The organism is Burkholderia sp. SIMBA_062, from assembly GCF_046534765.1.
GTDB classification, from domain to species: Bacteria; Pseudomonadota; Gammaproteobacteria; order Burkholderiales; family Burkholderiaceae; genus Burkholderia; species Burkholderia ambifaria.
This window is the reverse complement of the sequence record NZ_JAWRYD010000705.1, coordinates 1-229: the sequence shown is the minus strand read 5'-3', so window position 1 is coordinate 229 and position 229 is coordinate 1. Positions and strand designations below refer to the sequence as shown.

Sequence of the window (229 nt, the reverse complement as noted above, 5' to 3'; positions counted from 1 at the left end):
CCATCACGACCGGCATCGGGCGCAGGCGCATGAGCTTCTCGAGGAAGTCGAGACCGTCCATGCGCGGCATGTCCACGTCGAGCGTGAGCACGTCGGGGTTGTGCTGCTTGATCAGCTCGCGCGCCACGAGCGGGTCGGGCGCGGTCGCGACGACGGTCATATCCGGCTGACTGTTGATGATCTCCGTCATCAGGCTGCGGATCAGCGCCGAATCGTCGACGCAGAGAAC

Annotated in this window: 1 protein-coding gene; it reads right to left on the bottom strand. The window is 65.1% G+C overall.

The window, feature by feature from the left end; all coding sequences use genetic code 11:
- A partial coding sequence (locus tag SB786_RS38005; RefSeq protein WP_410731814.1) for a response regulator occupies positions 1 to 229 on the bottom strand: 229 nt, incomplete at both ends.